This is a genomic window from Streptomyces sp. AC627_RSS907 (assembly GCF_019049165.1).
In genome coordinates this window covers 51717-61369 of sequence record NZ_JAGMUE010000154.1, presented here as the reverse complement: position 1 = coordinate 61369, position 9653 = coordinate 51717, and the positions used below count along the sequence as shown (strand labels likewise).

At 72.5% G+C, this 9653-nt stretch carries 11 protein-coding genes; 7 read left to right on the top strand and 4 right to left on the bottom strand.

Translation table 11 applies throughout. The annotated features are described in order from the left end of the window. The first annotated feature begins 31 nt into the window (after positions 1 to 31). Positions 32 to 1651, top strand: a complete 1620-nt coding sequence (locus KUM32_RS29580; protein ID WP_217145043.1) for an ABC-F family ATP-binding cassette domain-containing protein — start codon at positions 32 to 34, stop codon at positions 1649 to 1651. Between the two features lie 14 nt (positions 1652 to 1665). Here KUM32_RS29580 and KUM32_RS29575 read toward each other — a convergent pair whose 3' ends face one another. Further along, complete coding sequence (locus KUM32_RS29575) at positions 1666 to 2787, bottom strand: Vms1/Ankzf1 family peptidyl-tRNA hydrolase (RefSeq protein ID WP_217145042.1); 1122 nt, start codon at positions 2785 to 2787, stop codon at positions 1666 to 1668. A gap of 59 nt (positions 2788 to 2846) precedes the next feature. Between KUM32_RS29575 and KUM32_RS29570 the strand changes: the two genes are divergently transcribed. Beyond that, complete coding sequence (locus KUM32_RS29570; RefSeq protein WP_217145041.1) at positions 2847 to 3128, top strand: DUF6158 family protein; 282 nt, start codon at positions 2847 to 2849, stop codon at positions 3126 to 3128. A gap of 45 nt (positions 3129 to 3173) precedes the next feature. Here KUM32_RS29570 and KUM32_RS29565 read toward each other — a convergent pair whose 3' ends face one another. The 3 genes from KUM32_RS29565 to KUM32_RS29555 form a co-directional block, all read right to left on the bottom strand. Next, positions 3174 to 3716, bottom strand: a complete 543-nt coding sequence (locus KUM32_RS29565; RefSeq protein ID WP_217145040.1) for a type 1 glutamine amidotransferase domain-containing protein — start codon at positions 3714 to 3716, stop codon at positions 3174 to 3176. A 72-nt stretch (positions 3717 to 3788) separates the two neighbouring features. Beyond that, positions 3789 to 4220, bottom strand: a complete 432-nt coding sequence (locus KUM32_RS29560; RefSeq protein ID WP_217145039.1) for a CBS domain-containing protein — start codon at positions 4218 to 4220, stop codon at positions 3789 to 3791. A 23-nt stretch (positions 4221 to 4243) separates the two neighbouring features. Then, a complete protein-coding gene (locus tag KUM32_RS29555; protein ID WP_217145038.1) occupies positions 4244 to 4651 on the bottom strand; it encodes a DUF2795 domain-containing protein in 408 nt (135 codons plus the stop codon). 192 nt (positions 4652 to 4843) lie between these two features. Here KUM32_RS29555 and KUM32_RS29550 point away from each other — a divergent pair, with 192 nt between their 5' ends. The 5 genes from KUM32_RS29550 to KUM32_RS29530 all read left to right on the top strand — a co-directional run bounded on the left by KUM32_RS29550 (position 4844) and on the right by KUM32_RS29530 (position 9622). After that, positions 4844 to 4990, top strand: a complete 147-nt coding sequence (locus KUM32_RS29550; RefSeq protein ID WP_217145037.1) for a hypothetical protein — start codon at positions 4844 to 4846, stop codon at positions 4988 to 4990. Between the two features lie 87 nt (positions 4991 to 5077). Further along, positions 5078 to 7468, top strand: coding sequence for an excinuclease ABC subunit UvrA (locus KUM32_RS29545; protein ID WP_217145036.1), 2391 nt, complete (start codon positions 5078 to 5080; stop codon positions 7466 to 7468). 62 nt (positions 7469 to 7530) lie between these two features. Continuing rightward, the gene (locus KUM32_RS29540) at positions 7531 to 7953 is read left to right on the top strand and encodes a helix-turn-helix transcriptional regulator (RefSeq protein ID WP_217145035.1); all 423 of its coding nucleotides are present in this window, start codon (positions 7531 to 7533) and stop codon (positions 7951 to 7953) included. Positions 7954 to 7963: 10 nt separating this feature from the next. Then, the gene (locus KUM32_RS29535) at positions 7964 to 8380 is read left to right on the top strand and encodes a VOC family protein (RefSeq protein WP_217145034.1); all 417 of its coding nucleotides are present in this window, start codon (positions 7964 to 7966) and stop codon (positions 8378 to 8380) included. Between the two features lie 447 nt (positions 8381 to 8827). Beyond that, entirely contained in the window at positions 8828 to 9622 is a 795-nt protein-coding gene (locus KUM32_RS29530; RefSeq protein ID WP_217145033.1) for an RNA polymerase sigma factor SigF, read from the top strand. Positions 9623 to 9653 lie beyond the last annotated feature (31 nt).

The window sequence follows — 9653 nt, the reverse complement described above, 5'->3', positions numbered from 1 at the left end:
GGACGCGCCCGGGGCCGCAGAATCAGGCCCCATGGGTCACCTCGAAGCCGCGCACCTGGAGTACTACCTTCCCGACGGGAGGGCGCTGCTCGGCGACGTCTCCTTCCGGGTGGGGGAGGGGGCGGTCGTGGCCCTCGTCGGGCCCAACGGGGCGGGCAAGACCACCCTGCTGCGCCTGCTGTCCGGGGAGCTGAAACCGCACGGCGGGACCGTCACCGTCGGCGGCGGCCTCGGGGTGATGCGCCAGTTCGTCGGCTCCGTCCGGGACGAGACGACCGTACGCGACCTGCTCGTGTCCGTGGCGCCGCCCCGCATCCGCGAGGCCGCGCGCGCCGTCGACGCCGCCGAGCACGCGATCATGACGGTCGACGACGAGGCCGCGCAGATGCGCTACGCGCAGGCCCTCGCCGACTGGGCCGAGGCCCAGGGGTACGAGGCCGAGACCCTGTGGGACATCTGCACCACGGCGGCGCTGGGGGTGCCCTACGAGAAGGCCCAGTGGCGGCGCGTGAGCACGCTGTCCGGGGGTGAGCAGAAGCGGCTGGTGCTGGAGGCCCTGTTGCGCGGCACCGACGAGGTGCTGCTGCTCGACGAGCCGGACAACTACCTCGACGTGCCCGGCAAGCGCTGGCTGGAGGAGCGGCTCGCCGAGACCCGCAAGACCGTGCTGTTCGTCTCCCACGACCGCGAACTCCTCGCCCGCGCCGCCCAGAAGATCGTGTCCCTCGAACCGGGCCCGGCGGGCGCCGACGCCTGGGTGCACGGCGGCGGCTTCGGCACCTTCCACGAGGCCCGGCGGGAGCGCTTCGCCCGCTTCGAGGAGCTGCGCCGCCGCTGGGACGAGAAGCACGCGCAGCTGAAGAAGCTGGTGCTGACCCTCCGGCAGGCAGCAGCGGTCAGCCATGAGATGGCCTCCCGCTACGCCGCGGCCCAGACCAGGCTGCGCAAGTTCGAGGAGGCCGGCCCGCCGCCCGAGCCGCCGCGCGAGCAGGACATCCGGATGCGCCTGAAGGGCGGCCGTACCGGCGTACGCGCCGTCACCTGCGAGGGCCTGGAACTGACCGGGTTGATGAAGCCGTTCGACCTGGAGGTCTTCTACGGCGAGCGGGTCGCCGTCCTCGGCTCCAACGGGTCCGGCAAGTCGCACTTCCTGCGCCTGCTCGCCGGCGAGGACGTGGCGCACACCGGGAGCTGGAAGCTGGGCGCGCGCGTGGTGCCCGGGCACTTCGCGCAGACCCACGCCCACCCCGAACTGCTGGGCCGCACCCTGCTGGACATCCTGTGGACCGAGCACTCCCAGGACCGCGGCGCCGCCATGTCGAGGCTGCGCCGCTACGAGCTGACCCTGCAGGCCGAGCAGACCTTCGACCGGCTCTCCGGCGGCCAGCAGGCCCGCTTCCAGATCCTCCTGCTGGAACTCCAGGGCGTCACCGCCCTGCTGCTCGACGAGCCGACCGACAACCTCGACCTGGAATCGGCCGAAGCCCTCCAGGAGGGCCTGGAGGGCTTCGAGGGCACGGTCCTCGCGGTCACCCACGACCGCTGGTTCGCCCGCTCCTTCGACCGGTACCTCGTCTTCGGCAGCGACGGGCGCGTCCGTGAGACGCCGGAGCCGGTCTGGGACGAACGGCGGGTGGAGCGGGCCCGCTGACGCGGGCCTCGGGGTCACTTCCAGCGCAGCAGCGCCCCCAGACCGCCCACGGGCGCCTTGTCCGCCGCCTCGGACGGCAGGGCCGGCGTCACCGAGATCGCCGGGGCGCCGGTCATCACCGCCGAACGCAGCAGGGCGTCGTCCGCACGGGCCGACCAGGAGTTCTGCTCGCCGAGCGTCTTCAGCTCCGTACGGCGCACCGCCAACTGGTCGGCGTCCTCGCCGATCCACACCTCGCGGTGGGTGTCCGGGCCGTCCGGGATGATCAGCAGCTCGTCGATGCGGTGCTCCCGGGCGGCGTCGACCAAGGCGGGCACGCCCTCCGCCGCCCCGGCCCGGCCCTGGCCGTCCGGCGTCCGGGCGGCCAGGAAGCGGTCCAGGTCCTCCCGCGCCCGCGAGCGGACATGGTCGTCGCGCAGCCGTTCCACCTCGTCGTCCAGCAGCCTGCTGCCGGCGCCGCGCGAGGACTCGGCGATCCGGTCCTGCAGCCGCTTGGGCAGCCGCTCGTGCACGGACCGCCGCTCCCGGTCCTCGCCCACCAGGATCAGCAGGTCGGCGCCCGTCTCCTCCTGGCACACGGCGAGCGCGTCCGCGATCTCCGCCGCGTTGTGCTCCCAGGTGTTCTCCACCCGCAGCTGGAAGTGGCGCTCCGACCAGTCGACGCTGCTCGTGCGGTGCACCGGCCACTGCCTGCCGGTCACGCCGCCCGCGTCCGAGCTGCCCAGCGCGCTGCGCAGCTCGAAGTCGGCGCCCTTGCGGTCGATGTACGCCACCACGCACACCGGGTCCTCCCCGGCCAGCTCCAGCAACGGGGAGACGTGCGGCAGGGGGGCCCAGTCGGCGGTGGTCCCGCCGTACGGGGGCCGGGCCAGCGGTGGATCGAGGACGACCCGCCCGCCACACGCGAACAGCGCCCGGCCGTGCGGGTCGGTGGCGTGGCGCAGCCCGTCCACCGCCTCCCGCACGGCCCGGCAGGTCGCGTCGTCCGCGCCCTGCTCCGCCAGCTCCCGGGCCACCGCGGCGGCCGTCAGCTCACGTTCGTGGGGGGTGTCCTCCGTGTGCCGGGAGAGGTCGACGTACACGGAGGCCCAGGGCCCCTGGTGTTCATAGAGAGGATGCAGAAACGCGAGATCCATGGCTCCCTCCCGGGTGCCGCTCGGGGGTGGTAGTGCTCCGGGGCGGGTACCCGGACCGCATGAACGAACACGACACACGGGACGACACCATGACCGGCGTGGACCCGGGTCGCCTGGACGACCAACAGCTCATGAAGGAGCTGGAGACCATCCACCGCACGCGCCACGACACCCTGCTGTACGGCTCCAACGACGCGCTGCGGGCTCACAACGGGCGCATGGCGCAGCTCGAGGGCGAGTGGCTGCGCCGCAACCCGCGGCGTCCGGTCGCCGCGGGCCGCACCCGCGAGGGCGCCCGGGAACGCGGCTGCGGGACAGGGGTCACCCCGGCGCCCGAGTGAGGACGCCGGGGTGACCCTGGTGCTCGGCTTTCCCCGTCGCCCGCCTCAGCCGCCGGCCTTGGCGAACTCCGCGAGGAAGGTCTCGCAGAACGCGTCGAGGTCGTCCGGCTTGCGGCTGGTGACGAGGACGTTGTCGCCGTGGTCGCAGACCTTCACCTGCTCGTCCACCCAGGTGGCACCGGCGTTGCGGAGGTCGGTCCGCAGACTGGGCCACGAGGTCACCACCCGGCCGCGCACGACGTCCGCCTCGACCAGCGTCCACGGGGCGTGGCAGATGGCGGCCACCGGCCGGCCCTGCTCGAAGAAGGCCCTGACGAACGCCACGGCCTTCTCGTCGGTCCGCAGGAAGTCCGGATTGGCCACGCCGCCGGGCAGGACCAGCCCGTCGAACGAGTCGGCCGACGTGTCGCCGACCACCTCGTCCACGGGGAACGTGTCCGCCCGGTCGAGGTGGTCGAAACCCTGGATCTCACCGGACTGCGTGGAGACGAGCACCGGCTCGTGTCCCGCGTCCTTCGCCGCCTGCCACGGCTGGGTGAGCTCTACCTGTTCCACGCCTTCGGGCGCGGACAGAAATGCGATGCGCATGTGGTCCGTGCTCCTTTCGTAGCGCGCCGGCCGGTGCCGCCGTCCGGCGCGCGTGTCTCGTTCGGTCCCGTCTCAGCCGCTGTCCCGGGCGTCCGGCTCCGCGCGACTGATGTCGGCGAGTGCCGAGGACGGATCCCGGGCCTCGGCCAGATCGCCCAGGCTCACCACGCCGACCGGCAGTCCGTCCTCCACGACGGGCAGCCGGCGCACGGCGTGCTCGCGCATCAGCGCGACCGCGTCCTCCACCGGGTCGTCCGGGGCGACCACCAGCGGACCGGCGGTGCAGACCGACCGGACGTCCACCGCCATCGGGTCGACGCCCTCCGCCACCGCACGGACCGTGATGTCGCGGTCGGTGAGCAGGCCCACGACGTCCTGCCCGTCCGCGACCACCACGTCGCCGATGTTCTGCGCGCGCATCAGCCGCGCCGCCTCGACGAGCGAGGAGTCCGGGCGGACGGCGGTCACACCCGGGGTCATGACGTCCTTCACGTACTGGGTCATGGGGAGCCCGCCCTCTCCGGCGGCTACGCGCCCTGCGGCCCCGCGGGTCCGGAGCCGCCCTTCTCGGTCAGAGCCACCGCCAGTTCCTGGACGTTGCCGTAGCGCGCCTTGTGCGGCAGCCGCTCCAGTCCCTCGACGAGGGCGTCCGGCGCGTTGCCGCGGCGCAGTGCACGGGACAGTTCCCGCGGGCTCGCGGGAAAGGTGCCCCGGGTCAGGTTCCGGGCCAGTTCGAGCCGGAGAGCTTCCAGGTACGTGGGTCCGCGTCCGGGGGTCACCGGGCCGTACATGACGTCCGGGTCGTCCTCGGCGCTCGGTTCCGGGTCGTGCCACTCCTCGCTGCGGGTGGGGTGCCCGGACCTGAGCAGTCCCTGCAGTTCGTGCTTCATCTCGTCGTCGCGGTGGACGCTCATCCGGTCGCTGCCTCGCTGCATGTCTCCCTCCAGATCCTCAGGGTGCCGACCGCGTACCCGGACACCGCGGGCCGACACGGATTCACCTGGACGGGTCCGGCCCGATTTCTCCGTGCACGCTGCGCGTCCGCCCGTGCACGCTGGGTTTGCGCGGGGGGTGCGGGGAACCCGGCCCGCGCCCCCCACGCCCCACCCCTTCGGGAAGGACGGACCATGGCGGTGCTGCTCGCTGTGTTCATCCCGGTCCTCATGCTCGGCGTGGTGCTGGCCCTCGGCCGCTACGAGGACCTGGTGCTGCCGGTCACCGTGCCGCCGTCCGACGACCCCGAGGCGGCCGTGGCCGACCGGACGGATCAGTAATCGAGAAGCGCACGTCCCCGTGGGCCGTCTAGCGTGTACCGCGCCGACGGAGACCGCGACCGCGGCCCGGCCGAAGATGGAGACACGATGAGCAGCGCCAACAGGGCGGACACGCAGTCGCGTGCGCCGCACGTCGCCGACAGCCACGACATGATCCGCGTGCACGGCGCCCGTGAGAACAATCTCAAGGACGTCAGCATCGAGATCCCGAAGCGCCGCCTGACGGTGTTCACCGGTGTCTCCGGCTCGGGCAAGAGCTCGCTGGTGTTCAACACGATCGCCGCCGAGTCGCAGCGGCTCATCAACGAGACGTACAGCGCCTTCGTGCAGGGCTTCATGCCGACCCTGGCGCGGCCCGAGGTCGACGTCCTCGACGGACTGACGACCGCGATCATCGTGGACCAGCAGCGGATGGGCGCCGACCCCCGCTCCACCGTCGGCACCGCCACCGACGCCAACGCGATGCTGCGCATCCTCTTCAGCCGGCTCGGAGACCCGCACATAGGCCCGCCCAGCGCCTACTCCTTCAACACCGCCTCCGTCCGTGCGAGCGGCGCGATCACCGTCGAGCGCGGCAACAAGAAGGCGGTGAAGGCGACCTACGAGCGCACCGGCGGCATGTGCACGAACTGCGAGGGCCGGGGCAAGGTCTCCGACATCGACCTCACCCAGCTCTACGACGACTCCAAGTCGCTCGCCGAGGGCGCGTTCACCATCCCGGGCTGGAAGTCGGACAGCCAGTGGACCGTGCAGGTCTACGCCCAGTCCGGCTTCGTCGACCCCGACAAGCCGATCCGCGACTACACCGAGAGGGAACTGCGCGACTTCCTCTACGGCGAGCCGGTCAAGGTCAAGGTCAACGGCGTCAACCTCACCTACGAGGGCCTGATCCCCAAGATCCAGAAGTCGTTCCTGTCCAAGGACAAGGAGGCGATGCAGCCGCACGTCCGGGCGTTCGTCGAGCGGGCCGTCACCTTCACCACCTGCCCCGAGTGCGACGGCACCCGGCTCAGCGAGGGGGCGCGGTCGTCGAGGATCGGAAAGATCAGCATCGCCGACGCCTGCGCCATGGAGATCCGGGACCTGGCCGCATGGGTCCGCGAGCTCGACGAGCCGTCGGTGGCGCCACTGCTCACCGCGTTGCGGGACACCCTCGACTCCTTCGTGGAGATCGGCCTCGGCTACCTCTCGCTCGACCGTCCCGCGGGCACGCTGTCGGGCGGCGAGGCGCAGCGCGTCAAGATGATCCGCCACCTCGGCTCCTCGCTCACCGACACCACGTACGTCTTCGACGAACCCACCGTCGGGCTGCACCCCCACGACATCCAGCGGATGAACGACCTGCTGCTGCGGCTGCGGGACAAGGGCAACACGGTGCTCGTCGTCGAGCACAAGCCGGAGGCGATCGCCATCGCCGACCACGTCGTCGACCTCGGTCCCGGCGCCGGCACGGCGGGCGGCACCGTCTGCTTCGAGGGAACCGTCGAGGGCCTGCGGTCCGCCGGCACCGTCACCGGGCGCCACCTCGACGACCGGGCCTCGCTCAAGGAGACGGTGCGCAAGCCCACCGGCGCGCTGGAGATCCGCGGCGCGACCACGCACAACCTCCAGGGGGTCGACGTCGACGTCCCGCTCGGGGTGCTCTGTGTGGTCACCGGCGTGGCGGGCTCCGGCAAGAGCTCGCTGATCCACGGCTCGATCCCGGCCGGCGCGGACGTCGTCTCGGTCGATCAGAGCGCCATCAAGGGATCGCGACGGAGCAACCCGGCGACGTACACCGGACTGCTCGACCCGATCCGCAAGGCCTTCGCCAAGGCCAACGGCGTGAAGCCGGCCCTGTTCAGCGCCAACTCCGAGGGCGCCTGCCCCACCTGCAACGGCGCCGGGGTCATCTACACCGACCTGGCGATGATGGCCGGCGTCGCCGCCCCCTGCGAGGACTGCGAGGGCAAGCGGTTCCAGCCCTCGGTACTGGAGTACCGCCTCGGCGGCCGCGACATCAGCGAGGTGCTCGCCATGCCGGTGTCCCGGGCCGAGGAGTTCTTCGGCGCCGGCGAGGCCCGTACGCCGGCCGCGCACAGGATCCTCCAGCGGCTCGCCGACGTGGGACTCGGCTACCTCACCCTCGGCCAGCCCCTCACCACGCTGTCCGGCGGTGAGCGGCAGCGACTGAAGCTGGCCACGCACATGGGCGAGAAGGGCGGTGTCTACGTACTCGACGAGCCCACCACCGGCCTGCACCTCGCCGACGTCGAGCAACTGCTCGGCCTGCTGGACCGCCTGGTCGACGCCGGCAAGTCGGTCATCGTCATCGAGCACCACCAGGCGGTCATGGCGCACGCCGACTGGATCATCGACCTCGGTCCCGGCGCCGGCCACGACGGCGGACGGATCGTCTTCGAGGGCACACCCGCCGACCTGGTCGCCGACCGCTCCACCCTCACCGGCGAGCACCTCGCGGCGTACGTCGGCGCCTGACCGTTCCCGTGGACCCACGGCGCCGGTACCGGCGGAGTCCGGCGCTGTGGGATCGTGGTGGCGTGACGACCTTGGAGGACCTGGCCCGGCTGCGCCGCGCCCGTGACCTGATGGACCGCGAGTACGCGAAGCCGCTCGACGTCCCGGCGCTCGCGCGCGTGGCCCTCATGTCGGCGGGCCACTTCTCCCGCAGCTTCCGCGCCGCCTACGGGGAGACCCCGTACAGCTACCTGATGACCCGCCGGATCGAGCGGGCCAAGGCGCTGCTGCGGCGTGGCGACCTGACCGTGACGGAGGTCTGCTTCGAGGTCGGCTGTACCTCACTGGGGTCCTTCAGCTCGCGGTTCACCGAACTCGTCGGTGAGAGCCCGAGCGCGTACCGGGCCCGCGACCACGGCGACGGCGCCGCCGTCCCGGCCTGCGTCGCCAAGATCTACACACGACCGGTCAGGAACGGAGAAGCGAGGCCGGCGCCCCGCCCGTAGCGTGAGGCACATGGACATCAGGCTCTCGCAGTGCTTCATCGCCGTCGACGACCACGACACGGCGCTCGCCTTCTACCGGGACGTACTCGGACTGGAGGTGCGGGGCGACGTGCGGTTCGACGGGATGCGCTGGGTGACCGTGGGCTCGCCGGCGCAGCCCGGCGTGGACATCGTCCTCGAACCCCCGCTCGCGGACCCGGGCGCGTCGGCCGCCGACAAGGAGACCATGGCGGAACTGCTGGCGAAGGGCCTGCTGCGCGGCGTCGTCTTCACCACCGACGACGTCGACGCCACCTTCGAGCGCGTCCGGGTCTCCGGCGCCGAAGTCCTCCAAGAGCCGGTCGACCAGCCCTACGGCGTCCGCGACTGCGCCTTCCGCGACCCGGCCGGCAACATGCTGCGCTTCAGCCAGCCGCGCGAGGGGTGACCCCGGGGGTACGGCGGCCCTGCTCGCCCCTGGCGCCGGGGCGGCGGGGGCGCGGCGTGCCGGGTGTTCCGGGGTGCGGGGTGTCTGGTGGTGCGGATGCGGTGCCGAGGCCCGATGGCTGCGCAGGCGTCCAAGGCGTGCGGATGCCCGGGGCGGCGCCCGCGGGCACCGGTGTGTTTGCCGGGCGGGCTCCGGGGCAGGTGCAGTTGCAGTGCTTCGGACAAGAAGGCACGTCCGTGGGAGCGGCGTGAGGCCGCGGTGGACGCGTCCGTCCGGACCGGACGTCCTCCCACGGTGACCGCCCGACCCAAGGGCCGTGTCGTCGCACGGTGGCGCCCGCCCCGAGCCCCCGGTGAGCCGTTCGAGCCCCGGGTGCCGTCCCCGCCGACCGGGTCACCGCCCGGCGCGACGACAGGACCCCGCGCTCCGAGGGAGTTGCGACGCACCATGCCGATCCACGCCAGCGTGAAGCACCCGCACGACGACGCCCCCGACACCGCCGACGCCTTCCGTCGGCTCACCACCCTTCCCGACGGCCCGGAGCGCGACGCGGTCCGCGACCGGATCGTCGAGGCCTGGCTGCCCATGGCCGAACGGCTCGCGGGACGGTTCCGCAACCGGGGCGAGAGCTACGAGGACCTGCGCCAGGTCGCGGCGCTCGGCCTGGTCAAGGCCGTCGACCGCTACGACCCCGAGCGCGGCAACGCCTTCGAGAGCTATGCCGTGCCGACCGTCACCGGCGAGATCAAGCGCCACTTCCGCGACCACATGTGGACCCTGCACGTGCCGCGCCGGGTGCAGGACCTGCGCAACCGCGTCCGCTTCGCCGGCCAGGACCTCTCGCAGACCGTTTCCGGCCGCCGTCCCACGGTCGCCGAGATAGCCGAGCACGCCGACCTCAGCGAGGAGGACGTCCGGGTCGGCCTGGAGGCCCTGGAGACCTTCACGGCCCTGTCCCTGGACGCGGAACTGCCGGGCAGCGAGGACGGCTACTCGCTCGGCGACGCCCTCGGCGCCCCCGACCCGGCCCTCGACACGGTCGTCGACCGCGAGGCCGTCAAGGAACGCCTGGCCGCGCTGCCCGAACGGGAACGCGCCATCCTCTACATGCGCTTCTTCGACGACATGACCCAGAGCCGCATCGCCGAGCAGCTCGGCATCTCCCAGATGCACGTCTCCCGGCTGATCAGCCGGTGCTGCGACCGAGTCCGCGAGCAGGTGCTCCGGGACCCGGCGGCCTGACCGGCGCCCCGCCCCGGTGAACCCGGGCCGC